The sequence below is a fragment of the Streptomyces silvae genome, assembly GCF_016745505.1.
In the GTDB taxonomy this organism is placed as follows: Bacteria; Actinomycetota; Actinomycetes; order Streptomycetales; family Streptomycetaceae; genus Streptomyces; species Streptomyces silvae.
The window spans coordinates 15633-38562 of sequence record NZ_JAERUC010000202.1 but is presented as its reverse complement, the minus strand read 5'-3'; the positions used below and the strand labels follow the sequence as shown (position 1 = coordinate 38562).

At 73.1% G+C, this 22930-nt stretch carries 20 protein-coding genes; 13 read left to right on the top strand and 7 right to left on the bottom strand.

All coding sequences use genetic code 11. The features are described 5' to 3' along the window. Nucleotides 1-243: 243 nt before the first annotated feature. From JKV81_RS33915 to JKV81_RS33905, 3 genes are all read left to right on the top strand, one after another. Nucleotides 244-1089, top strand: coding sequence for a GNAT family N-acetyltransferase (locus JKV81_RS33915; protein WP_129265739.1), 846 nt, complete (start codon nucleotides 244-246; stop codon nucleotides 1087-1089). Between the two features lie 45 nt (nucleotides 1090-1134). Beyond that, nucleotides 1135-1710: a GNAT family N-acetyltransferase gene (locus JKV81_RS33910; protein WP_129265741.1), complete on the top strand. Its 576-nt coding sequence runs from the start codon at nucleotides 1135-1137 to the stop codon at nucleotides 1708-1710. 86 nt (nucleotides 1711-1796) lie between these two features. After that, on the top strand, nucleotides 1797-3497 hold the full coding sequence (locus JKV81_RS33905; protein WP_129265743.1) for a proline--tRNA ligase: 1701 nt from the start codon (nucleotides 1797-1799) through the stop codon (nucleotides 3495-3497). Between the two features lie 66 nt (nucleotides 3498-3563). On the opposite strand, the gene JKV81_RS33900 is transcribed toward JKV81_RS33905, so the two are convergent. The 3 genes from JKV81_RS33900 to JKV81_RS33890 are packed head-to-tail and all read right to left on the bottom strand — an operon-like array spanning nucleotide 3564 to nucleotide 5530. Then, on the bottom strand, nucleotides 3564-4478 hold the full coding sequence (locus JKV81_RS33900; protein ID WP_202079471.1) for an aminoglycoside phosphotransferase family protein: 915 nt from the start codon (nucleotides 4476-4478) through the stop codon (nucleotides 3564-3566). A gap of 36 nt (nucleotides 4479-4514) precedes the next feature. Then, nucleotides 4515-5009, bottom strand: coding sequence for a ferritin-like domain-containing protein (locus tag JKV81_RS33895; RefSeq protein ID WP_129265748.1), 495 nt, complete (start codon nucleotides 5007-5009; stop codon nucleotides 4515-4517). Further along, on the bottom strand, nucleotides 5006-5530 hold the full coding sequence (locus JKV81_RS33890) for a hypothetical protein (protein WP_202079469.1): 525 nt from the start codon (nucleotides 5528-5530) through the stop codon (nucleotides 5006-5008). Before JKV81_RS33890 ends, JKV81_RS33895 begins: the two co-directional genes overlap by 4 nt. Nucleotides 5531-5701: 171 nt before the next feature. Between JKV81_RS33890 and rimP the strand changes: the two genes are divergently transcribed. The 10 genes from rimP to JKV81_RS33840 all read left to right on the top strand — a co-directional run bounded on the left by rimP (nucleotide 5702) and on the right by JKV81_RS33840 (nucleotide 18855). Further along, nucleotides 5702-6199, top strand: coding sequence for a ribosome maturation factor RimP (gene rimP / locus JKV81_RS33885; protein WP_129265751.1), 498 nt, complete (start codon nucleotides 5702-5704; stop codon nucleotides 6197-6199). A gap of 2 nt (nucleotides 6200-6201) precedes the next feature. Further along, nucleotides 6202-7242: a transcription termination factor NusA gene (gene nusA, locus JKV81_RS33880; protein WP_202079467.1), complete on the top strand. Its 1041-nt coding sequence runs from the start codon at nucleotides 6202-6204 to the stop codon at nucleotides 7240-7242. 205 nt (nucleotides 7243-7447) lie between these two features. Beyond that, nucleotides 7448-7726 (top strand): YlxR family protein, encoded by a 279-nt coding sequence (locus JKV81_RS33875; protein WP_014153747.1) that lies wholly within the window; start codon nucleotides 7448-7450, stop codon nucleotides 7724-7726. A gap of 148 nt (nucleotides 7727-7874) precedes the next feature. Beyond that, nucleotides 7875-10994 (top strand): translation initiation factor IF-2, encoded by a 3120-nt coding sequence (gene infB, locus JKV81_RS36750; protein WP_124274960.1) that lies wholly within the window; start codon nucleotides 7875-7877, stop codon nucleotides 10992-10994. Nucleotides 10995-11198: 204 nt separating this feature from the next. Next, nucleotides 11199-11495 (top strand): DUF503 domain-containing protein, encoded by a 297-nt coding sequence (locus tag JKV81_RS33865; RefSeq protein ID WP_129265753.1) that lies wholly within the window; start codon nucleotides 11199-11201, stop codon nucleotides 11493-11495. 25 nt (nucleotides 11496-11520) lie between these two features. After that, a complete protein-coding gene (gene rbfA, locus JKV81_RS33860) occupies nucleotides 11521-11982 on the top strand; it encodes a 30S ribosome-binding factor RbfA (protein ID WP_099177817.1) in 462 nt (153 codons plus the stop codon). Continuing rightward, entirely contained in the window at nucleotides 11979-12884 is a 906-nt protein-coding gene (truB, locus tag JKV81_RS33855; RefSeq protein WP_129265755.1) for a tRNA pseudouridine(55) synthase TruB, read from the top strand. Before rbfA ends, truB begins: the two co-directional genes overlap by 4 nt. A gap of 218 nt (nucleotides 12885-13102) precedes the next feature. Then, complete coding sequence (locus JKV81_RS33850; protein WP_202079465.1) at nucleotides 13103-16666, top strand: trypsin-like peptidase domain-containing protein; 3564 nt, start codon at nucleotides 13103-13105, stop codon at nucleotides 16664-16666. Nucleotides 16667-16709: 43 nt separating this feature from the next. Next, nucleotides 16710-17663: a bifunctional riboflavin kinase/FAD synthetase gene (locus tag JKV81_RS33845; RefSeq protein WP_202079463.1), complete on the top strand. Its 954-nt coding sequence runs from the start codon at nucleotides 16710-16712 to the stop codon at nucleotides 17661-17663. 76 nt (nucleotides 17664-17739) lie between these two features. After that, nucleotides 17740-18855 (top strand): XdhC family protein, encoded by a 1116-nt coding sequence (locus JKV81_RS33840; RefSeq protein ID WP_129265761.1) that lies wholly within the window; start codon nucleotides 17740-17742, stop codon nucleotides 18853-18855. 13 nt (nucleotides 18856-18868) lie between these two features. Here JKV81_RS33840 and JKV81_RS33835 read toward each other — a convergent pair whose 3' ends face one another. The 4 genes from JKV81_RS33835 to JKV81_RS33820 are packed head-to-tail and all read right to left on the bottom strand — an operon-like array spanning nucleotide 18869 to nucleotide 22930. Further along, nucleotides 18869-19876 carry an oligopeptide/dipeptide ABC transporter ATP-binding protein gene (locus JKV81_RS33835; RefSeq protein ID WP_099177822.1) on the bottom strand — a complete coding sequence of 336 codons (1008 nt, stop codon included), beginning with the start codon at nucleotides 19874-19876 and terminating at the stop codon, nucleotides 18869-18871. Then, nucleotides 19873-20925: an ABC transporter ATP-binding protein gene (locus tag JKV81_RS33830; protein WP_129265763.1), complete on the bottom strand. Its 1053-nt coding sequence runs from the start codon at nucleotides 20923-20925 to the stop codon at nucleotides 19873-19875. The genes JKV81_RS33835 and JKV81_RS33830 overlap by 4 nt, the downstream gene beginning before the upstream one ends. Next, on the bottom strand, nucleotides 20922-21842 hold the full coding sequence (locus JKV81_RS33825; protein WP_129265765.1) for an ABC transporter permease: 921 nt from the start codon (nucleotides 21840-21842) through the stop codon (nucleotides 20922-20924). The genes JKV81_RS33830 and JKV81_RS33825 overlap by 4 nt, the downstream gene beginning before the upstream one ends. After that, nucleotides 21839-22930: an ABC transporter permease gene (locus JKV81_RS33820; protein ID WP_202079461.1), complete on the bottom strand. Its 1092-nt coding sequence runs from the start codon at nucleotides 22928-22930 to the stop codon at nucleotides 21839-21841. Before JKV81_RS33820 ends, JKV81_RS33825 begins: the two co-directional genes overlap by 4 nt.

Below are 22930 nucleotides of genomic sequence, written 5' to 3'. Positions count from 1 at the left end.
CGTGGAGACCCTCATCGAGGAAGCCATGAAGATCGCGGAGCAGATGGAGAAGGACGGGATCGCCTCGGGCGAACCCCAGGTCTCCATCGCCGGCTGACCTCCCGCCGTCTCTGTGCCCCGCAGGCCGCGTCCTGCGGGGCACAGCCGCGTCTCCCCGCCCTCCGGCCTTTCCGCCTGGGGCGGCACCCCACAGCCTTGTTGGGTACAGTGCGGACATCAAGTAGACCGTTTGGTGAGGCCCCAGTGTTGACGCAGACCACTACCCGGGTCCTCGACCCCGGCGAGCTCCCCGCCGCGCTCGCCGTCCTTGAGAGTGCCCCCGTCGAGAACGCCTTCGTGACGTCCCGCGTCCAGGTCGCCGGGCTCGATCCATGGCGTCTCGGCGGCGAGATGTGGGGATGGTACGCCGACGGCCGGCTGCGCTCGCTCTGCTACTCCGGGGCCAACCTCGTCCCCATCTGCGCCACCCCCGAGGCCGTCAGGGCCTTCGCCGACCGCGCCCGGAGGGCCGGCCGCCGCTGCTCCTCGATCGTCGGCCCCGCGGGCCCCACGGCCCAGCTCTGGCGCCTCCTCGAACCGAGCTGGGGCCCCGCCCGTGAGGTCCGGCCCAACCAGCCGCTCATGGTCACCGACCGCCCCTCGGCCGACGTGGCGCCCGACCCCCTCGTGCGCCGCGTCCGCAAGGAGGAGATGGACGTCCTCATGCCGGCCTGCGTCGCCATGTTCACCGAGGAGGTCGGCGTCTCCCCGCTGGCTGGCGACGGCGGGCTCCTCTACCAGGCGCGGGTCGCCGAGCTGATCAGCACCGGCCGGTCCTTCGCCCGTATCGAGGACGGCAAGGTCCTCTTCAAGGCCGAGATCGGCGCGGCCACCCCCCGCGCCTGCCAGATCCAGGGCGTCTGGGTCGCCCCCGAGGCCCGCGGCCGGGGGCTCTCCGAGACGGGCATGGCCGCCGTCCTGCGCCAGGCGCTCACCGATGTGGCACCCGTCGTCAGCCTGTACGTGAACGACTACAACACCCCCGCGCGCAAGGCCTACAGCCGCGTCGGCTTCCGCGAGACGGGCGCCTTCATGAGCGTGCTGTTCTGAAGCGCGCTGTTCTGACCGGACGGCACGGCCAGTAGGGTTCCCCGCATGGCAGCAGCAATCCCCGCGTCCCCACGGGGCTCCGGGACCCCCGACATCGTGGTCGGACCGCTCGACCTCGCCGACCGCGTGGACGAGGCCCTCGCCGTGCAGGCCCTCGCCTTCGGCCTCAGCCAGGACGAGATCGACGTACGCCGCCATATCGTCCTGCGGCACCTCGACGACCCCCGGGCACGCGCCCTCGGCGCCACCGCCGCGGACGGCCGGCTCGTCGGATTCGTCTACGGACTGCCGAACAGCCGGACGCACTGGTGGTCCACCGTCGTCGAGCCGTACCTCCGCGCCACCGGCTCCGACGGCTGGCTCGACGACTCGTTCGTGATCACCGAACTCCACGTCCACCCGGGGTTCCAGCAGCGCGGCATCGGCCGCAGCCTGATCACCACCATCACGGACGCCGTCGGCCTGCCCCGGTCCATCCTCTCCGCGATCGACACCGAGAGCCCCGCCCGCGGCCTCTACCGCACCCTGGGCTACCAGGACCTGGCCCGCCAGGTGCTCTTCCCCAGCGCCCCCAAGCCGTACGCGGTGATGGGCGCGCCGCTCCCGCTGCGCCGCGGCTGAGACCGGCCCGCCCGGGAATCGATTTCCGCCCGCGCGGGCCCCCCGGCTAACCTCGGGCTCACCACCCTTCCGAGCAGGAGTTCATCATGGCCCAGGTCCAGCGCATGTCCCGATTGATGATCAAGACACTGCGCGACGACCCGGCGGACGCCGAGACGCTCAACCACAAGCTCCTCGTCCGCGCCGGATACGTACGCCGCACCGCGGCCGGCATCTGGTCCTGGCTGCCCCTCGGCAAGAAGGTGCTGGAGAACATCACCCGCGTCGTCCGCGAGGAGATGGACGCCATCGGCGGCCAGGAGGTCCTGCTCCCCGCGCTGCTGCCCAAGGAGGCGTACGAGGCGAGCGGCCGGTACGACGAGTACGGCGACCTGCTGTTCAGGCTCAAGGACCGCAAGGGCGGTGACTACCTCCTCGGCCCGACCCACGAGGAGGTCTTCACCCAGGTCGTCAAGGACATGTGCTCGTCCTACAAGGACCTGCCCGTGATCCTCTACCAGATCCAGACCAAGTACCGCGACGAGGCCCGCCCCCGCGCCGGTGTGCTGCGCGGCCGCGAGTTCCAGATGAAGGACTCGTACTCCTTCGACACCACGGACGAGGGCCTGGCCGAGGCGTACCAGCTGCACCGCGCCGCGTACATCCGGATCTTCGAGCGCCTCGGCCTCGACCACCGCATCGTCTCCGCCGTGTCCGGCGCCATGGGCGGCTCCGCCTCCGAGGAGTTCCTCGCCCCCGCGCCCGCCGGTGAGGACACCTTCGTCGACTGTCCGAACTGCGACTACGCCGCCAACACCGAGGCCGTCACCTTCAAGGCACCCGCGGTCGACGCCCCGGCCACCGGCGCCGTCGAGGAGCTGGACACCCCCGACACCCCGACCATCGAGACCCTCGCCGCCCATCTCGGTGTCGAGGCCTCCGCCACCCTGAAGAACCTCCTGGTCAAGGTGGACGGCGAGATCGTGGCCGTGGGCGTGCCCGGCGACCGCGAGGTCGACCTCGGCAAGCTCGGCGAGCACCTCGCCCCCGCCGTCGTCGAGCTCGTCACCGCCGAGGACTTCGTGGGCCGCCCCGACCTGGTGCGCGGCTACGTCGGCCCGCAGGGCCTGGAGAAGGTCCGCTACATCGCCGACCCCCGCGTCGCCGCCGGCACCGCCTGGATCACGGGTGCCAACAAGGAGGGCAAGCACGCGAGGAACGTCGTCGCGGGCCGTGACTTCGAGGTCGACGACTACCTCGACGTCGTCGTCGTCGAGGCGGGCGACCCCTGCCCCAAGTGCGGCACCGGCCTCCAGGTGGACCGCGCCATCGAGATCGGCCACATCTTCCAGCTCGGCCGCAAGTACGCCGACATCTTCTCCCTCGACGTGCTCGGCCAGCAGGGCAAGCCGGTCCGGGTGACCATGGGCTCGTACGGCATCGGGGTCTCCCGCGCGGTGGCCGCCCTCGCCGAGCAGACCGCCGACGACAAGGGCCTGTGCTGGCCCCGTGAGATCGCCCCGGCCGATGTGCACGTCGTCGCCGCCGGCAAGGCGCTCCAGACCGAACTGGCCCTGGACGTCTCGGAGAAGCTCGGCGCGGCGGGGCTGCGCGTCCTGGTCGACGACCGCGCGGGCGTCTCGCCCGGCGTGAAGTTCACCGACTCCGAGCTCATCGGCGTCCCGAAGATCCTTGTCGCGGGCCGCCGTTCGGCCGAGGGCGTCCTGGAGCTGAAGGACCGCCGCACGGGCGAGCGCGAGGAGCTCACCGTCGACGAGGCGATCGCCCGCCTGGCCGCCCAGGGCTGATCCCGGCCGGAACACGGCAGAGGGCCCCGCGCACGCACCGCGCGGGGCCCTCTGCCGTGCGGCCGGCTACAGCCAGGCCGCGAACTCCAGTGACATCTCGCCGTCCTGCGTGCGCCCCACCGTCAGCGCCCGGGTGCCGGACTCGACGGCACGGAAGAGCGTCCAGCCGCGCAGCCGCGCCTGGTCCACCTCCAGCGACTCGGCGAGCTTCTTGACCCGGCGGCGGGCCGTCGCCGCCCCGCCGGGCGAGGCGATCAGGTCCTCGACCCGGTCCCGCACCAGCCGCGCCAGGTCGTACGCCCGCTCGCCGGTCAGCGGCTCGGGACCGACCGCAAGCCAGGGGGCGCGCTCACCGGCCAGGACCTTGCTCTGGCGGAAGTTGCCGTGCAGCAGGAGGAGTTCGGGGGAGTCCTGGAGCAGCTCCTCGCGGGCCGCGAGGGCCGCCGAGACGAGCGGTTCGAGCGCGGGGTCTCGCGAGGCGGCGGCCCGCATCGGCTCCACCTGCCGGCCGGTGCGCTCCCCGACCGTCTCGAAGGCGTGGCCAGCCGGCGGCTCCACCCACAGCCGCCGCACCGTGCCCGCGGCCTCCAGCAGCGCCTTCGCCTCGGGCAGCGAGCGCAGGGACACCTCGTGGTGCAGCCGCTCCAGCAGGAGCGACTCCCCGGGCACCGAGCCGTCCGGGCCTGCCAGGAGCTCGACGGCCCCCCAGCCCTTCCAGTGCGCGAGTGCGGCCCCCTCCGGTGCGGGAGCGGCCCCGGGAGGCGCGATCTTCAGCACGGCGGGCGTGCCGTCCGTCCGGTGCACCAGCAGGACGAGGCCGGTGCGCCCGCCGGGGGCGCACACCCGGTCCAGGACGACCGAGTGCGCGGACAGTGCCTCGTCGGTGAGTGCGGGGAGCCGCCCGAGCCACTCGGCGGCGGCCGTGTCCCCGTACGTCTCGCCGAGCGCTCGCACCAGACGCTGCGGCGGTTCGAAACCCATACGTGCCTTGTTCCCTTTCAGAGCGTGCTCACGTGCTCAGTGCGTGACACCCGTGGCTCCTGCCTCCGCCGTGTTCTCCGGCGGGGCGGCCTTCTCGGTGAGCCCAGGAAAGGCTACGCCGGTGCCACGCCAGCGCACCGCACGCACCGCGGCCTCCCGCAGCCCGCCCGCGGCGTACTGCCGCAGCGGCCCCCGGGCGGCCCGTACGAGATCCGAGTACACGCCCGCGACCCGGTCCTCCAGGACGGAGGCGAGCCGCATCGCGGTCGCCGGATCCCGCACCGCGAAGGGCAGGGTGTACGCCGCCTGCGCCGCCACCGGCGTGCCGCCCAGGTCGCGCACGGTGCGGGCGAGGGCGTCCCGGCGGGCCCGGTGGGCGTCGCAGGCTGCCGTCGCGTCGCCACGGCGGCCGTCCGCCAGCCGTCCGCCCAGCGCGCCGTACCCGTACACGGCGGCGTGCTCGGCGGCGAGCGCGGCCTGTGCGGCCCGCAGCGCCTGTGCCGTGTCGCTCTGTCCGGCCTCCTGGATCATGCCGGGGTCTCCTTGGCCAGTTCGGTCAGCAGATACGCGTGGGCCGCGCCGGCGGCGGCGATCGAGGCCAGCAGCCTGGCCAGTTCCGGTTCGGCGGTCAGCAGCGCCGTGGCGCGTCCGTCCGCCACCCGGCGCTCCTCGGCGGCCAGCTCCCTGAGGGCCGCCCGCGCGTCCGTGGCGGCGGCGGGGGGTGCGGGGGCGGGGGAGCCACCCGCGGCCTTCGCGGGGCCGCCCAGCGCCGCCAGGTGCTCCCGCACGGCGGCGCTCATCGGCGCGAGCCCGGGTTCCGTCACCGGGTGGGCGGCCGCGACCTGTTCGTAGCGGGTGAGCAGCGAGGCGCTGTCACGGGCGGCCGACGCCCGCAGCGCCTTCCCGGCCCGGAGCGAGGCGGCCGCGGCATCCGTGCCCCCGGGGGCCGTGGCCGTGTCCGGCCCGTCCCCGCAGCCGGTCAGTACCGCTCCCAGGGCGAAGGCTCCCGTGGCGGTGAGCGCACTCCTGCGCGTCGTCCCCGTGCGGCGCACTTGTCTCCTTCAGCCTGGTTTTTGACAGTTTCTGACCTGAAGTGATCACCGGATGTGAGCGTACCCGCGGCCGGGCGGGAGGCGGACGGCAACACCCCTGCGGACCGGATACCCTTTGACCTGACACGCGACGATCCCCACAACAGCACACGCGGCCGAGGAGTCACCCGGATGAGCACCACCCAGAGCGACAGGCTGCGCGAACTGCTGGAGCCGCTCGTCAGCGCCAAGGACCTTGACCTCGAGGAGATCGAGGTGTCCCGGGCGGGCCGCCGCCGGGTGCTGAGGGTCATCGTGGACTCCGAGGACGGCGTGGAGCTCGACACCTGCGCGGAACTCAGTCGCTCCCTCTCCGAGACGCTGGACGAGACCGATGCCATGGGAGAGGGCGAGTACGTCCTCGAAGTGAGCTCTCCGGGCGCAGACCGCCCGTTGACCGAGCACCGCCACTACGTACGCGCCACCGGCCGGCTGGCCAGGCTCACCCTGAGTGAGGGCGGCGAGCTGGTGGCCCGCATCCTCGCGGTGGACGACGAGGGACTCGATCTGGAAGTGCCGGGCGTCAAGGGCCGCAAGCCCACGTCGCGCCGGGTCGCCTTCGACGAGATCGCCAGGGCGCGTGTGGAGATCGAATTCAACCGCAAGGACAAGAAGGAAGAGGAGGCGTAGCCGTGGACATCGATGTGAAGCTTCTGAAGGGCTTGGCGCAGGACAAGGAGATCCCCTTCGACGTGCTCGTCGGGGCGATCGAGTCGGCCCTCCTCATCGCGTACCACCGCACCGAGGGCAGCCACCGACGCGCACGCGTCGAGCTGGACGCCGGCGGCCACGTCACGGTGTGGGCGAAGGACGACCCGGCCGAGCTCGAGGAGGGCCAGGAGCCCAAGGAGTTCGACGACACGCCGTCCGGCTTCGGCCGTATCGCCGCGACCACCGCCAAGCAGGTCATCCTGCAGCGGCTGCGCGACGCCGAGGACGACAGGACGTTCGGCGAGTACGCGGGCCACGAGGGCGACGTCGTCACGGGCCTGGTCCAGCAGGGCAAGGACCCGAAGAACGTCCTGGTCGACATCGGCAAGCTGGAAGCGATCCTGCCGGTGCAGGAGCAGGTGCCGGGCGAGGAGTACACCCACGGCCTGCGGCTGCGCACGTACGTCGTGCGCGTGGCCAAGGGCGTGCGCGGTCCCTCCGTGACGCTCTCGCGCACCCACCCGAACCTCGTGAAGAAGCTCTTCGCGCTGGAGGTCCCGGAGATCGCGGACGGGTCGGTCGTCATCGAGGCCATCGCCCGCGAGGCGGGTCACCGCACCAAGATCGCCGTTCGCTCCACCCGGGCCGGTCTCAACCCGAAGGGCGCCTGCATCGGCCCGATGGGCAGCCGTGTGCGCAATGTCATGGCCGAGCTGCACGGCGAGAAGATCGACATCGTGGACTGGTCGGACGACCCCGCCGAGATGGTCGCCAACGCGCTGTCACCCGCGCGGGTGAGCAAGGTCGAGGTCGTGGACCTCGGGATGCGCTCCGCCCGGGTGACCGTGCCCGACTACCAGCTGTCGCTGGCGATCGGCAAGGAGGGGCAGAACGCCCGCCTGGCCGCCCGTCTCACCGGCTGGCGCATCGACATCCGCCCGGACACGGAGACCGACGAGGAGCGCGACGTCGCCGACCGTGAGCGCGCCGAGCGCGCCCGGGAGCGGTCCGAGCGCGGCTGACCCCCGGTCCGCGTCCGCGGCCCGCCCCGTGCGGGCCGCGGACCCGGTCAGGGCTGACCCACGGACGGCTCGGGACGGCTCACGGGCCGGTGCCGGAGCGGCCGAGAAGGAATAGATCCAGGCGCCATGCCGCTGAGATCACGACAACATCCGTTCGATTTTTGCCCCCAAGGGGTGAGGTCGGTGCGGGGAGGTAGACTTAAACGTGTCTGGCCGGACGCACGCCCGCGCTTGCCCCGAGCGAACCTGTGTGGGATGCCGGGAGCGAGCGGCCAAGAGCGAGCTGCTGCGCATCGTGGTGGACGAGGGAGAAGTGGTCCCTGATCCACGCGGTACGCTGCCCGGCCGGGGTGCGTACGTACACCCCGCCTCTGTCTGTCTCGACCTGGCGGTCCGCCGCCGGGCATTCCCCCGGGCCTTCAAGGCCAAGGGGCCGTTCGACTCCGCCGCACTGCAGCGGTTCGTCGAGCGGGTGACACCGTAAGAAAGTGAACGGCACGGGTCCCCGTGCGGTCAGGTACCTCGCGAGTTGGAAGTAGGTCGAGATTGCGATGAGCACTCGATGAGTACGCGATGAGTACGCCCATGAAGTAGCGACGGTCCGGCGGTAACCCGGACCTAAAAGGAGCGAAGTGGCTAAGGTCCGGGTATACGAACTCGCCAAGGAGTTCGGCGTGGAGAGCAAGGTCGTCATGGCCAAGCTCCAAGAACTCGGTGAATTCGTCCGTTCGGCGTCCTCGACGATCGAGGCGCCGGTTGTACGCAAATTGACTGACGCACTGCAGGGTCCCGGCGGCAACGCCGGCAAGTCCGCAGCAAAGCCTGGCGCGCCTCGTAAGGCCGCCCCCGCAAAGCCCGCAGCGCCCTCACCGGCCGCCGCGGCACGTCCTGCTGCCCCGAAGCCCGGCGCCCCGGCCCCCAAGCCGGCCGCCGCGGAGACTCCGGCGAGCAGCACCCCCGCGGCGCCTTCCGCGCCGTCCGGTGGGCCCCGTCCGGGTCCCAAGCCCGCGCCGAAGCCCGCCCCGGTCACTCCTGTGCCCGCCGCGGAGTTCTCGGCTCCGGCTCCGGCCCAGCAGCCGGCCGCACCGCAGCAGGCCCCGCGTCCCGCGGGTGCCACCCCCGGCCCGCGTCCCGCCGCCAACCCGGCCCGTCCGGCTCCGGCCGGCGGTCAGCGTGACGGTGGCCAGCGCGACGGCGGCCGTGGCGGCGAGCGTGGCGGCGACCGCCCCGCACGTCCCGCGGGCCAGGGCGCCCCGCGCCCCGGCGCACGTCCGGCGGGTCCCCGTCCGGGCAACAACCCGTTCACCTCCGGCGGCTCGACGGGCATGGCCCGTCCGCAGTCGCCCCGTCCCGGCGGCGCCCCGCGTCCCGGTGGCGGTCAGGAGCGCCCCGGCGCCCCGCGTCCGCAGGGCGGCCCCGGCGGCGCCCCGCGCCCGCAGGGCCAGGGCGGCGCACGTCCGAGCCCGGGCGGCATGCCGCGCCCGCAGGCTCCTCGTCCCGGCGGCGCCCCCGGCGCCGGCGGTAACCGTCCGAACCCGGGCATGATGCCGCAGCGTCCCGCTGCCGGCCCGCGTCCCGGTGGTGGCCCCGGCGGTGGCCGTGGTCCCGGTGGCGGCGGTGGCCGTCCCGGTGGCGGCGGCGGTCGTCCCGGTGGCGGCGGCTTCGCAGGCCGTCCGGCCGGTCCCGGTGGTGGCGGCGGCGGTTTCGCCGGCCGTCCCGGTGGTCCCGGTGGCGGTGGCGGCGCAGGCCGTCCCGGTGGTGGCGGTGGCTTCGGCGGCCGTCCCGGCTTCGGTGGCCGTCCCGGCGGCCCGGGTGCCCGTGGTGGCACGCAGGGTGCGTTCGGCCGTCCCGGTGGTCCCGCGCGTCGTGGCCGCAAGTCGAAGCGTCAGAGGCGCCAGGAGTACGAGGCCATGCAGGCCCCGTCGGTGGGCGGCGTCATGCTGCCTCGCGGCAACGGGCAGGCTGTCCGGCTGTCGCGCGGCGCGTCCCTGACCGACTTCGCGGAGAAGATCAACGCCAACCCGGCGTCGCTCGTCGCCGTGATGATGAACCTCGGCGAGATGGTCACCGCCACGCAGTCCGTCTCCGACGAGACGCTGAAGCTCCTCGCGGACGAGATGAACTACGTCCTCGAGATCGTCAGCCCGGAGGAGGAGGACCGCGAGCTGCTCGAGTCCTTCGACATCGAGTTCGGCGAGGACGAGGGCGGCGAAGAGGCCCTGGTCTCCCGTCCGCCGGTCGTGACCGTCATGGGCCACGTCGACCACGGTAAGACCCGGCTGCTGGACGCGATCCGCAAGACGAACGTCGTCGCGGGCGAGGCCGGCGGTATCACGCAGCACATCGGTGCCTACCAGGTCTCCTCCGAGGTCAACGGCGAGGACCGGAAGATCACCTTCATCGACACCCCGGGTCACGAGGCGTTCACCGCCATGCGTGCCCGTGGTGCGAAGTCCACCGACATCGCGATCCTCGTGGTGGCGGCCAACGACGGTGTGATGCCCCAGACGATCGAGGCGCTGAACCACGCCAAGGCGGCCGAGGTGCCGATCGTGGTCGCGGTCAACAAGATCGACGTCGAGGGTGCCGACCCGACCAAGGTGCGCGGTCAGCTCACCGAGTTCGGTCTGGTGGCCGAGGAGTACGGCGGCGACACGATGTTCGTCGACATCTCCGCCAAGCAGGGCCTCAACATCGAGGCACTGCTGGAGGCCGTCGTCCTCACCGCCGACGCCTCGCTCGACCTGCGGGCCAACCCGGAGCAGGACGCGCAGGGTATTGCGATCGAGTCCCACCTCGACCGTGGCCGCGGTGCCGTCTCGACCGTCCTGGTCCAGCGCGGAACGCTGCGCATCGGTGACACGGTGGTCGTGGGCGACGCGTACGGCCGTGTCCGGGCGATGCTCGACGACAGCGGTCAGAACGTCCAGGAAGCGGGTCCCTCGACCCCCGTCCTGGTGCTCGGTCTCACCAACGTCCCGGGCGCCGGCGACAACCTCCTGGTGGTCGACGAGGACCGTACGGCCCGTCAGATCGCCGAGAAGCGTGCCGCCCGTGAGCGCAACGCCAACTTCGCCCGCAAGGGCGTCCGGTTCTCCCTGGAGAACCTCGACGAGGCGCTCAAGGCCGGTCTGGTCCAGGAGCTCAACCTCATCATCAAGGGCGACGCGTCCGGTTCGGTGGAGGCTCTCGAGTCCTCGCTGCTCCAGCTTGACGTCGGTGAAGAGGTCGACATCCGGATCCTGCACCGCGGTGTGGGTGCGGTCACCGAGTCGGACATCAACCTGGCGACCGGCTCCGACGCCATCGTGATCGGCTTCAACGTGCGCGCCGCAGGGCGTGCCGAGCAGATGGCCGAGCGCGAGGGCGTGGACGTCCGGTACTACTCGGTCATCTACCAGGCGATCGAAGAGATCGAAGCGGCCCTCAAGGGCCTGCTCAAGCCGGAGTACGAAGAGGTCGAGCTCGGCACGGCGGAGATCCGCGAGATCTTCCGCTCGTCCAAGCTGGGCAACATCGCCGGTGTGCTGGTCCGCTCCGGCGAGGTCAAGCGCAACACCAAGGCGCGCCTGCTGCGCGATGGCAAGGTCATCGCGGAGAACCTCAACATCTCCGGTCTGCGTCGCTTCAAGGACGACGTCACCGAGATCCGCGAAGGCTTCGAGGGCGGTATCAACCTCGGAAACTTCAACGACATCAAGATCGACGACGTCATCGCGACGTACGAGATGCGCGAGAAGCCGCGAGGCTGATCAACGGGGGATCCCGGGGGGAGACCCCCGGGTTCTCTCCCACGGTCGGGGCCGGTCGACGGGTCGTATTTCCGTCGATCGGCCCCGGCCGTTCCGTGTACGGTTCGGGTGTCTCCGCCGAGTGACGGCGGGACGTGGCCTGTGCCAGTCCGGAGGGCGACCTCCGGGCCCCCGAACCCGAACCGGCGGGACATCCGGACATCCATGTATGTGGGGACGCTGTCCTTCGATCTGCTCCTCGGCGACGTACGGTCGTTGAAGGAGAAACGCTCCATCGTCCGCCCGATCGTCGCCGAGATCCACCGCAAGTTCGCGGTGAGCGTCGCGGAGACGGGGGACCAGGACCTCTACCGCAGGGCCGAGATCGGTCTTGCCGTGGTCTCCGGGGACACCGGACACCTCACAGACGTACTCGACCGGTGCGAGCGCATGATCGCGGGCCGGCCGGAGGTGGAGCTGCTGTCCGTACGACGGCGGCTGCACAACGACGAAGACGATTGAGCACGTTCAAGAAGGAGACGGACCAGTGGCCGACAACGCGCGGGCGAAGAAGCTGGCGGACCTCATCCAGGTGGTGGTCGCCGAAAAACTGCAGCGCGGTATCAAGGACCCGCGTCTGGGCACGCACGTGACCATCACGGACACCCGTGTCACCGGCGACCTGCGGGAGGCCACGGTCTTCTACACGGTCTACGGCGACGACGAGGAGCGGGCCAGCGCGGCCGCGGGCCTGGAGAGCGCCAAGGGCATCCTGCGGTCGGCGGTCGGCGCCGCGGCGGGGACGAAGTTCACCCCGACGCTGGCCTTCGTGGCCGACGCCCTGCCGGACAACGCCAAGGCGATCGAGGACCTGCTCGACCGGGCACGCGCCTCGGACGCCAAGGTCCGCGAGGCGTCCTCCGGCGCCAAGTACGCCGGTGACGCCGACCCGTACCGCAAGCCCGAGGACGAGTCCGCCGAGAACGACGAGGACTCGCCTTCCGCATGACGCAGAACAAGCAGGACAGGACGCCGGACGGCCTGGTCATCGTCGACAAGCCGTCCGGCTTCACTTCGCACGACGTCGTCGCCAAGATGCGCGGCATCGCCCGCACCCGGCGGGTCGGCCACGCCGGCACGCTGGACCCGATGGCGACCGGTGTCCTCGTGCTCGGCGTCGAGAGGGCGACCAAGCTGCTCGGTCATCTCGCACTGACCGAGAAGGAGTACCTGGGGACGATCCGGCTCGGCCAGGACACCGTCACCGACGACGCCGAGGGCGAGATCACCTCGTCCACCGACGCCTCCGGGGTGACCCGTGAGGGCATCGACGCCGGGGTCGCCGCGCTGACCGGCGCGATCATGCAGGTGCCGTCCAAGGTCAGCGCCATCAAGATCGACGGCAAGCGCTCCTACGCCCGGGTGCGCGGCGGCGAGGAGTTCGAGATCCCGGCCCGCCCGGTGACCATCTCGTCCTTCCAGGTCTACGACGTCCGCGAGGCGGTCGCGGAGGACGGCACCCCGGTCGTCGACCTGGTCGTCTCCGTCGTCTGCTCCTCGGGTACGTACATCCGCGCCCTGGCCCGGGACCTCGGTGCCGGGCTCGGCGTCGGCGGGCATCTGACCGCGCTGCGGCGCACCCGCGTCGGACCGTACGGCCTGGACGCGGCGCGCACGCTCGACCAGCACCAGCAGGAGCTGACCGTGATGCCGGTGGCCGAGGCCGCCGCCTCGGCCTTCCCGCGCTGGGATGTCGACGAGAAGCGCGCCAAGCTGCTGCTCAACGGCGTACGGCTCGACATGCCGGCCTATCCGCCGGGGCCGGTCGGAGTCTTCGGGCCCGACGGCACCTTCCTCGTGCTCGTCGAGGAGCAGAAGGGCAAGGCCAAGAGCCTCGCCGTCTTCGCCTGACGAGGATGTCGCCGGGCCCGAGGGTCCGGCCCGTCGTGGAGCGGGCAGCCCCCTGTCGCATGCCCGCTCCACGATCCCCCTCCCGCGACCATCTCTGTCCACGCGAACCCGCCGATTCACCCCAATGGACGGGCGCTCGGAGTGACAGGGGGGTGCGAGGGGGGCGCTTTCGCCCCGCGCGTTTCCGGTGCCGATCATCGGGGACCTACCGTCGGACCATGGGCAGCGGGGACCGGTCGAAACTTGTGAAGATCTGCGATCAGGCCGGCCGGCCGCGGGGGACCGGCTTCGTCGCGGACGACCGGGGCACGGTCGTCACGAGCCATCAGGCCGTCGCACGCCCCGGGCCCCTGACCCTGCACTCCGCGGACGGCCGCACCTGTGCCGTGAGCCCCGACGACATCACCGCGCTGCCCGCCCTGGGCCTCGCCCTGCTGCGCACCGGCGGCCCCGGGACCCTCGGGGTGGAGCCGCTCCCGGTCGCCGTACGCCAGGAGATCGGCACGGGCACCTACGTGCGGATCGCCGCCCACGGCTGGCGCGAGGCACGGGTGCTCGGGACGACCCCCGCGACGTACTCCGAGGGCGGCCGCGAGCACCCCGTGGCCGAGGCGCTGGAGCTCGCCCTCGGCACGGACGGGCGCGACGCCCTGCGCTCCGGCGGTGCCGCCGTCGGAGGACCGGTGACGGACCCGCGCACCGGCGCCGTCCTGGGGGTGCTCTCCACCGCGCTGAGCGCCGGGCGCGAGACCGCGGGGCTGGCGCTGCCGCTGGCCCTCCAGGACGCCCCGGAGCCGCTGGCCGAGGTCCTCCGGCGCAACGCGAGCGGCGTCCCGGGGTACGGCCAGGACCTCAACCTCGCCGGGGCCCTCCAGCTGACCGCCACCTCGCTCGGCCACGCCGACGGACGGCCCTGCGCCACGGAGGCCGTCGAACGCCCCGGCATCAGCGCGGAGTTCACCGCATTCGAGACCGGTACGGGCCCGGTGCTCGGCCTGGTCGGCGCCCCCGGCACCGGCCGCACCACCGAGCTCGTCGCCCTGGCCGCCCGCCGGGCCCGCGGGCCCGTGCCCGCCCTGACGCTCTGGCTGCGCGGCGCCGACCTGCTGGCCGACGACACCTCGGTCACCGAGGCGATGACCAGGGCGCTGTGCCGCTCCGGGCGGATCATCACCGCCGCCGGGGGCCGGGGCGACATGGAGACCGCCACCCCCGAGCGGGTGGCGGGCCTCGCCGCGGCCTCCGGGAACCCGCTCCTCGTCGTCGTGGACGGCCCGGAGGAGATGCCGCCCCTGCTGGCCCACCGGCTCGCCGGATGGACCCGGGCGACGGCGGAGTGGCTGCGGGCCCACGAGGTGCGGATGGTCGTCGCCTGCCGCCCCGAGCACTGGGAGACCGCCGGCGCGCTGTACCCCCCGGGCACCCTGCACCGCCCGGAGCGGCCCGCCGGCGGCCTGCCGCCCGCCGTGCGGCTCGGCGACCTCACCGCGGAACAGGCCGAGCGGGCGGCGGAGAGGTACGACATCCCGCCCGGTGCCATCGCGCCGGGCCACGACCGGCACCCCCTCACCCTGAGCCTGCTCGCCGAGGTGCGGGCCGCGCTGCCCCCGGACGTACCCGGCAGGCCCGGCACGGAGGAGGTCTTCGCCGCCCATCTGGACCTCACCTGCCTCCGGATCGCCGTACGGATCGGGGCCCAGGCCGAACCCCGGCTCCGCGGCGCGGCGGTCCGCCGGCTGGCGGCGAAGGTGGCCGGCCAGGTCCACGAGGCGGCCAGGCGCTGCCTCGGGCCGGGCCAGGGCGAGCTGGACCGGGCCGCCTTCGAGGAGCTCTTCCCCTGGCGTACGGGCTGGGCCTCGGCCGTGCTCACCGAAGGCCTGCTGGTCCCGGCGGGCGCGGGATACCGCTTCGGCCACGAGGAACTGGGCGACTGGGTGCAGGGCGCACACCTCGACCTGGACGCGGCCCTGCACTCCCTGGTCCACCGCTGGCACGCGGACGGGGCCCCGGACGAACCGGCGCCGGCCCCGCAGGACCCGGTGGAGCCCCGCAACCTTCCGGTGCCGCGCCATCGCATCGGCCCCGTCCTCCAGGCGATGCTCCTGCTGGAGCGGCGCCAGGGACACGCCGCGCTGGCCCACCGGATGGCGGACCTGATCGAGGCGATGGACCGTCTGTCGGCCGGACCCGGCACGGAGGAGCGGTTCACCGACGCGGCCTGGTGGGCGGCGCACCTGCTCAGGGAGAGCCTGCTCCGGGTGGCCGACGCCCGGCCCTGCCTCGGGGTGCTGCGGGTGCTCGCCGGACGGATCACCCGGCGTTCCCGGTCGGGCGGCGGCCCGGCGGCGCTGGGACCCTACGCCGAGTTCGGCCCGTGGTTCTGGCGCCGGATCCGGCTGCCCGAGGACGACCGGATCGATCTCCTGCGCCGCCTGCTGCCCGCCGACGGCGCCCCCCGCGCGGACGGCGCCGAACGCTATCTGGACGCCGTCTCCCGCCGGCTGGCCGCCCACCCCAGGACCGTCCAGGCGCTCCTGTGCCGCTGGTTCACCGACGAGAGCCCGCTGCCCGCCGCCGAGGGCCTCCCGATCCGGCTCACCGTGGCCGCCGCCGCACAGGCGCTGCTGTACGCCCGCCGGGACCTGGCCGTCGACGACCTGACCGAGGCGCTCGTCGACACCGTCCACCCGCGCGCCGCCGAACTGCTCACCACCCTCGCCGAGGACGAGCCGGCCGCGCTCTGCCGGGCCGTCGACCGGTGGGCGCGGGACGACGAGCGGCCCGCGCGGCGTGCCGCCGCGGCCGTCCACGCCTCGCTCACCGCCGCCCGCCGCACCCTCCCCGCCGCGGACCGTGCCGTGCTGCGGGGCGCCGCGCTCACCCTGCTGGCCCGGCCCGACGACACCGCCCTGCACGCCCAGGCGCTCACCGTCCTCGTACGGGATCCGGGCACCGGGGGCCGCTATCTGCCGCAGGCCCTGCGGGTCTTCGCCGCCGGGGACCCCCGGCTGCCGCTGGCCCTGCTCACCGAGGTGTTCCCCGAGCACCCCGAGCCGGTGCTCGCCGCGCTGCGTGCCCGGCTCGCGCTGCCCGGCGAGGCGGCCGGCACCGTCCTGCGGGAGCTGGCCTCCCTGGACACCCCGGCCCTGGCGCTGCACGCCCCGGGGCTCGTACGCCATTACGTCGAGAGCCGCAGCAGGCCCGGTGAGGACGCCGGGGCGGAGGCCGCCGCCTATGTGGACCTCCGGCTGGAGCACAGCCCCGCCGCCCGGGCGCTCCTGCTGCCCCTGATGACCGGGCTGCTGCGGGGCCGGCCCGTGCCGCCGCCGGTGCGCGCCGCGCTCGCCCGGGTGCTCGCCGGCCCGGGCAGCGCCGCTTCGAGGCCGCTGCGGGGGGAGCTGCTGGAGGTGCTGCTGGAGTTCGAGCAGGAGACGGGGAGGGACCCGGAGGTCCTCGAAGCCCTGCTGCGGGCGGCCGCGGCGGATTCCGGCCGCCGCCCCGAGGCCCGTACGCGCGCTCTGGTGCACCGCACCGGGACGCTCCTCGCCCGGACCCCCGAGGGCGCGGCCCGCTTCGACCGGGGCCTGGCCGAGCTCGCCCGGGACGTGCCCGGATTCGCCGCCCTGGTCAGCCGGTGGCTGGCGGACGCCCCGCAGGAGTGGGCCGCCGTCGTCGGCCCCGGAGCGCGGCGGACCATGGAGGAACCGGACGGTTCGAGGCCCGCGATCCCTATGCCGATGCAGGCCGCGGGACGTGGGCATGGCAGTCTTAGACCTGCGTAATGGACATACACACGTACACAGGTTCGGGCGAGGAGCGGTCACAGTGCACTGCTGGCGTGGCTTGGAGGACATCCCTGAGGGCTGGGGACGCAGTGTCGTCACCATCGGCTCCTACGACGGGGTGCACCGCGGACACCAGCTGATCATCGGCCGCGCCGTGGAGCGGGCACGTGAGCTCGGCGTGCCCTCGGTCGTCGTCACCTTCGACCCGCACCCCAGCGAGGTCGTCCGCCCCGGGACGCACCCGCCGCTGCTCGCACCCCACCACAGGCGTGCCGAGCTGATGGCCGGACTGGGCGTCGACGCGGTGCTGATCCTGCCGTTCACCGCCGAGTTCTCGCAGCTCTCGCCCGCGGACTTCGTCGCGAAGGTGCTCGTCGACAAGCTGCACGCGAAGCTGGTCATCGAGGGCCCCAACTTCCGCTTCGGGCACCGGGCGGCGGGCAACGTCACCTTCCTCGCCGAGCTCGGCCCGACGTACGACTTCCAGGTCGAGGTCATCGACCTCTACGTCAGCGGGGACGCGGGCGGCGGCGAGCCGTTCTCCTCCACGCTCACCCGCCGTCTGATCGCCGAGGGCGACGTCGAAGGGGCCGCGGAGATCCTCGGCCGCCCGCACCGCGTCGAGGGTGTCGTGGTGCGCGGCGCCCAGCGCGGCCGTGAGCTCGGCTTCCCCACGGCGAACGTGGAGACCCTGCCGCACACCGCGATCCCCGCCGACGGCGTCTACGCCGGCTGGCTCACCGTGAACGGCGAGGCGATGCCCGCCGCGATCTCCGTGGGCACGAACCCGCAGTTCGACGGCACCGAGCGGACCGTCGAGGCGTACGCGATCGACCGCGTCGGGCTCGTCCTGTACGGGCTGCACGTCGCGGTCGACTTCCTCGCCTATGTGCGCGGCATGCTGAAGTTCGAGTCGATCGACGACCTGCTCGTGGCGATGGCCGCCGATGTGAAGCGGTCCAGCGAGCTGATCGCGGCGTACGAACGGGCCTGACGCCTTCCTGTGGTGCGTGCGCCGGGGCCGGGGCATGGTCGGGGGCAGGAGCCGTCGAGCCGGGAGGACGCCTCGCATGCGTGAACTGCTGTCGGACCTGCGCGACTGGCACACCGCCGGTACGCCCTTCGCCCTGGCCACCGTCGTCGCGGTGCGGGGCAGCGCGCCGCGGGCCCCCGGCGCCGTGATGGCGGTGAGCGCCACGGGAGCGGTCGCGGGCAGCGTCTCCGGAGGGTGCGTGGAGAGCGATGTGTACGAGGCCGCCGGGGAGGCGCTCAGCACCGGCCGGACCCTGCTGCGGACCTACGGGATCAGCGACGACGAGGCCTTCGGTGTCGGGCTGACCTGCGGCGGCACGATCGAGGTCCTCGTGCGGCCGTACGCCGAGGAGAGCGACCGGGCCGCACTGCGCGAACTCCTCGGCACCATCGCCGCAGGGGAACCCGTCGCGCTCGCCACCGTGGTGTCCGGGGCGGCACCGGCCGGCGCCCACCGGACGGTGCTGGCCGGCCGGGCCGCCGGATCGCTCGGCGAGGAGGGGCTCGACGCGGCCGTCACCGACGACGCGCGCGGTCTGCTCGCCCAGGGGGTCACCGGCACCACCCGCTACGGCGCGCACGGCGAGCGCCGCATGCAGGACGTCACCGTCTTCGTCCAGGCGTTCGCCCCCGCGCCCCGCATGCTCGTCTTCGGGGCCATCGACCACGCCGCGGCCACCGCCCGGATCGGGTCCTTCCTGGGCTACCGGGTGACGGTCTGCGACGCCCGCCCCGTCTTCGCCACCCGGGAGCGCTTCCCCACGGCCGACGAGGTCGTCTGCGCCTGGCCGCACACCTATCTGGAGTCGACGCCGGTGGACGCCCGCACCGTGATCTGCGTGCTCACCCACGACCCGAAGTTCGACGTGCCGCTGCTGGCCGCCGCCCTGCGCACGCCCGCCGCGTACATCGGTGTGATGGGCAGCAGGCGCACCCACGCCGACCGGACGGCCCGGCTGCGGGAGGTGGGGGTGGGCGAGGCGGACCTGGCCCGCCTCGCCTCACCCGTCGGCCTCGACCTCGGAGCCCGTACGCCGGAGGAGACAGCCGTCTCCATCGCCGCGGAGATCGTCCAGCACCGCTGGGGCGGGACGGGCCGCCCCCTGGGCGAGCTGGCGGGCGCCATCCACCACGCCCGGGAGCCCGGGACCTAGGAAGCCCAGGCCCTCAGGAGCCCTGGGGGACGGCCTTCGCCGCCGTCGCCCAGTGGCAGGCGACCTGGGTCAGGCCGCCCCCCTCCAGCACCGGCAGGTCCTTCGTGCGGCACGCGTCCGCGACGCCCGCGCGCTCCGCCTCGCCCGAGGCGAGGACCTGGCACCGGGCGTGGAAGCGGCACCCGGACGGGATCTTCGAGGGGTCCGGCGGCTCGCCCGTGAGCAGCACCGGCTCGCCGTCCGCCTCCGGCAGCACGGACAGCAGCGCCTGGGTGTACGGGTGCTGGGGAGCCGTGAGGATCTGCTCGACGTCACCCGTCTCCACGATCCGGCCGAGATACATCACCGCCACCCGGTCCGCGATGTTCCACGCCAGCCCCAGATCGTGCGTCACCACCAGCGCGGAGAGGCCCAGCTCGTCCCGCAGCCGCAGGAGCAGGGCCAGGATCTCGCCGCGTACCGAGGCGTCCAGCGACGCCACCGGCTCGTCCGCGACGATCAGCTCGGGCTCCAGGACCAGGGCGCCCGCGATCACCACACGCTGCCGCTGACCACCGGACAGCTCGTGCGGGTACCGCAGGAAGAATCGTTCCGGCGGCCGCAGCCCGGCCCGCGCCAGCGCCCCGGAGACCGCCTCCCGCTCGTCGCCCGCGTACCCGTGGATGCGCAGGCCCTCCGCCACCGCGTCGTACACCGTGTGACGGGGGTTCAGGGAGCCGCTGGGGTCCTGGAGCACCAGCTGGACCCGCTTGCGGTACGCCTTGAGCGCCCGGCCCGCGTAGTCGAGGGGCTCGCCGCCGAAGGTGACACGGCCGGCCGTGGGCGGTACCAGGCCGAGCAGGGACCGGGCCAGCGTGGTCTTACCGCAGCCCGACTCGCCGACCAGGGCGACGATCTCACCGGGACGGATGTCGAGGTCGACCCCGTCGACCGCCCGGGCCGTCGCCGCCCCGCGCCGGCCGGGGAACGCGACCTCCAGCGCCTGGGCGCTCAGCAGCGGAGCCTGGGTGGTGGTCGTCATGAGGTGCTCCTTGCTTCCTCGGTACCGCCGGGCGTCGCGGTGGCTTCCGGCTCCACCAGCACACAGGCCGCCCGCCGGGACGGGCCGGCCGGCCGCAGCTCCTGGTCCTCGGTGGCGCAGGACTCCAGCGCCGCCGGGCAGCGCGGATGGAACGTACAGCCGGAGGGCAGCGCCGACGGGTCCGGGGGATCACCCGGCAGGCCCCGGGGCGCGTGCCGCGACGCGAGGTCGCCGATGCGCGGGAAGGCGGCCGACAGGGCGCTGCTGTACGGGTGGCGGGCGTGCTCGTAGACCCGCTTGGCGGGCCCCTCCTCGACGACCCGCCCCGCGTACATCACCGACAGCCGGTCGCAGGTGTCGGAGAGCACCGCCAGGTCGTGGCTGATCATGATCAGACCGAGGTCCTGGTCGCTGACGAGCTGTTCGATCAGCCGCAGGATCTGCGCCTGGATCATCACGTCGAGGGCCGTGGTCGGCTCGTCGGCGATGATCAGCCGCGGGTCGCAGGCCAGCGCCATCGCGATCATCACGCGCTGGCGCTGCCCACCGGACAGCTCGTGCGGATAGGCGTCCGCCCGTGCGGCCGGAAGGCCGACCTGCTCCAGCAGCTCACCGGCGCGCCTGCGGGCGGCCGCAGGGGTCCCCTTGCCGTGCAGCAGGATCGGTTCTGCGATCTGGTCGCCGATGCGGTGCACGGCGTTCAGCGAGTGCATCGCGCCCTGGAAGACGATCGACGCCCCCGCCCAGCGCACTGCGCGCAGCCGCCCCCACTTCATGGTGAGGATGTCCTCGCCGTCCAGCAGGATCTCACCGCTCAAGGTCGCCGAGGCGGGCAGCAGCCGCAGCAGCGCGAGCGCCAGCGTCGACTTCCCGCAGCCGGACTCCCCGGCGATGCCGAGCTTCTGGCCCGCCTCGACCCGTAGGTCGACACCCCGCACGGCGGGGACGGCCGAGGCCCCGGACCCGTAGGTGACATGCAGATTCCGGACGTCGAGCAACGGCTGCCCGGTCTCCGGCTTCGGAACGCTCTCGGTCTTCACGGCGGTCAACGGGACACCCCCAGCTTGGGGTTGAGCACGGACTCGATGGTACGGCCGCACAGCGTGAACGCGAGGGCGACGACCGCGATGGCGAGTCCGGGCGGAGCGAGGTACCACCAGTTGCCGGAGCTGACCGCTCCGGCCTCACGGGCGTCCTGGAGCAGCCCGCCCCAGGAGACGATCGTGGGATCGCCGAGCCCGAGGAAGGCGAGGGTCGCCTCGGTGAGGATGGCGGTGGAGATCACCAGCGTGGTCTGCGCGAGCACCAGCGGCATGACATTGGGCAGCACATGGCGGGACATGATGTGACCGTGCCCGCCCCCGAGCGCCTTGGAGCGCTCGATGTACGGACGGGACTCCACGGACAGCGTCTGCGCCCGCACCAGACGCGCGGTCGTCGGCCAGGTCGTCACACCGATCGCGAGGACGGTGGTCCAGAGCGACCTCGAGAGCACGGTGGCCAGCGCGATGGCCAGCACCAGCGTCGGCATCACCAGGAACCAGTCCGTGATCCGCATGACGACGTTGCCGTACCAGCCCTTGAAGTGTCCGGCGGTGATGCCCACCAGGGTCCCGATGGCCACCGAGAGGAACGCGGCGAGCAGGCCCACGGTCAGCGAGACCCGCGTCCCCCACACCAGGAGGGCGAGCAGACTGCGGCCGAACTGGTCCGTGCCGAGGGGGAACTCGGCGCTGGGCGACTCCAGCGCGCCGCCCGGCGCGGTGGTGACGCTCTGCGAGTCGGCGCCGACCAGCAGCGGGGCCGCCAGCGCCGTCAGGGCGATCAGCGCCAGCACGGCGAGGCCGGCGACGCCCGCCCGGTGGGCGCGGTACTGCCGCCAGAAGCGGCCCGCGGCCTGACGCCTGCGGGCCCAGGTCAGTGCGCGCGGCCCGGGGGCCGGCGCGGTGTCGGTCGTCGTCGTCATCGGCCCACCCGGGGATCGAGGAGCGGATAGATCACATCGGCGAGCGTGTTCATGAGGATCACCGCGGCGGCGAAGATGAAGAACAGCGCCTGCACCAGTGGCAGATCGGGCACGCTCAGTGCCTGGTAGAACAGGCCGCCCAGACCGGGCCAGGAGAACACCGTCTCCACCAGGATGGCGCCGGCCACCGTGTTGCCCAGGTTGACGAAGAGGAGCGTCACCGTGGGCAGCATCGCGTTCGGGACGGCGTGCCGGCGGCGTACGAGGTCGTCGCGGAGCCCCTTCGCCCGGGCCGTCGTCAGATAGTCGCTGCCCATCTCGTCGAGGAGCGAGGAGCGCATCACCAGCAGGGTACGCGCGTACTCGACGGCGACGAGGGTGATGACCGGCAGCACGAGGTGGTGCGCCACATCGAGGACGTACGCGAAACCGCTCTCACTGCCGGACTCCATGCCCCCGGTCGGGAAGAGACCCGGGATGGGTCCGATGCCGACCGACAGGGTGATGATCAGGAGCAGCCCCAGCCAGAACGAGGGCACCGAGTACAGCGTCAGCGCGAAGGCCGTGTGGAAGCGGTCGCCCGCCGAGCCGTTGCGCCAGGCGGACCTGGCGCCCAGCCAGATCCCGATCGCCGTGTAGATCACGAACGCGGTGCCGGTGAGCAGCAGCGTCGCGGGGAGCGCCTCGGAGATCTTGTCCATGACGGGGGCGCGGAACTGGTACGACGTACCGAAGTCCCCGGTCAGGGCCTTGCCGCAGTACTCGGTGAACTGCTGCCAGAGCGGCAGGTCCAGGCCGAATTCCTTGCGCATCGCGGCGATCTGCTCGTTCGACACCTGCCGGCCGCCGGTCATCTGCTTGACCGGGTCGCCGGGGATCAGACGGAACAGGAAGAAGCTGGTGACGAGCACGGCGAACAGCGAGACGGCCGCACCGGCCAGCTTGCCCGCCGCATAGCGGAGGTACGCGGTCGTACTGCGGGCGCGTGGACTGCGGGCCGACGGCCCGGCCGGAGCCGGGCCGTCGGTCTGCACAGCGTCCACGCCCGCCGCGCCATTCAGGAGCGCGGGAGTGCTTTCTGTGCTCAT

Bases quoted from the DNA above. Each gene is read 5' to 3' on its own strand.
- JKV81_RS33910 (WP_129265741.1), top strand. From the start codon at position 1,135: ATGGCAGCAGCAATCCCCGCGTCCCCACGGGGCTCCGGGACCCCCGAC.
- JKV81_RS33905 (WP_129265743.1), top strand. From the start codon at position 1,797: ATGGCCCAGGTCCAGCGCATGTCCCGATTGATGATCAAGACACTGCGC.
- JKV81_RS33900 (WP_202079471.1), bottom strand. From the start codon at position 4,478: ATGGGTTTCGAACCGCCGCAGCGTCTGGTGCGAGCGCTCGGCGAGACG.
- JKV81_RS33895 (WP_129265748.1), bottom strand. From the start codon at position 5,009: ATGATCCAGGAGGCCGGACAGAGCGACACGGCACAGGCGCTGCGGGCC.
- rimP (WP_129265751.1), top strand. From the start codon at position 5,702: ATGAGCACCACCCAGAGCGACAGGCTGCGCGAACTGCTGGAGCCGCTC.
- JKV81_RS33865 (WP_129265753.1), top strand. From the start codon at position 11,199: ATGTATGTGGGGACGCTGTCCTTCGATCTGCTCCTCGGCGACGTACGG.
- truB (WP_129265755.1), top strand. From the start codon at position 11,979: ATGACGCAGAACAAGCAGGACAGGACGCCGGACGGCCTGGTCATCGTC.
- JKV81_RS33850 (WP_202079465.1), top strand. From the start codon at position 13,103: ATGGGCAGCGGGGACCGGTCGAAACTTGTGAAGATCTGCGATCAGGCC.
- JKV81_RS33840 (WP_129265761.1), top strand. From the start codon at position 17,740: ATGCGTGAACTGCTGTCGGACCTGCGCGACTGGCACACCGCCGGTACG.
- JKV81_RS33835 (WP_099177822.1), bottom strand. From the start codon at position 19,876: ATGACGACCACCACCCAGGCTCCGCTGCTGAGCGCCCAGGCGCTGGAG.
- JKV81_RS33825 (WP_129265765.1), bottom strand. From the start codon at position 21,842: ATGACGACGACGACCGACACCGCGCCGGCCCCCGGGCCGCGCGCACTG.
- JKV81_RS33820 (WP_202079461.1), bottom strand. From the start codon at position 22,930: ATGAGCACAGAAAGCACTCCCGCGCTCCTGAATGGCGCGGCGGGCGTG.